The following is a 249-nucleotide window of genomic DNA, read 5'->3' on the forward strand; positions in this document are numbered from 1 at the left end:
AGCTGGCCTGCTGCAGCTGTGACCACATCGTTCAGACAGCCATGCCCTCAAAACCCATCGAGCGCAGCTATGCGGGCCCCGGCCTGCTGGCGCGCATCGTCACGGCGAAGTTCGCCGAACATACGCCTCACTATCGTCAGTCAGAGATATACCATCGTCAGGGCGTGGAGCTGAGTCGCGCCACGCTGGGTCGCTGGTCCGGCGCGGTAAGCGAACTGCTGGAGCCGCTGTACGGCCTGCTGCGCCAGT

At 64.3% G+C, this 249-nt stretch carries 1 protein-coding gene; it reads left to right on the forward strand.

Annotation, left to right across the window (positions count from 1 at the left end; genetic code table 11):
* Positions 1-249: IS66 family transposase (locus F7Q90_RS26375; RefSeq protein ID WP_151161234.1), on the forward strand; the 249-nt coding region annotated here is incomplete at both ends.

The sequence above is a fragment of the Pantoea stewartii subsp. stewartii genome (assembly GCF_008801695.1).
In the GTDB taxonomy this organism is placed as follows: Bacteria; Pseudomonadota; Gammaproteobacteria; order Enterobacterales; family Enterobacteriaceae; genus Pantoea; species Pantoea stewartii.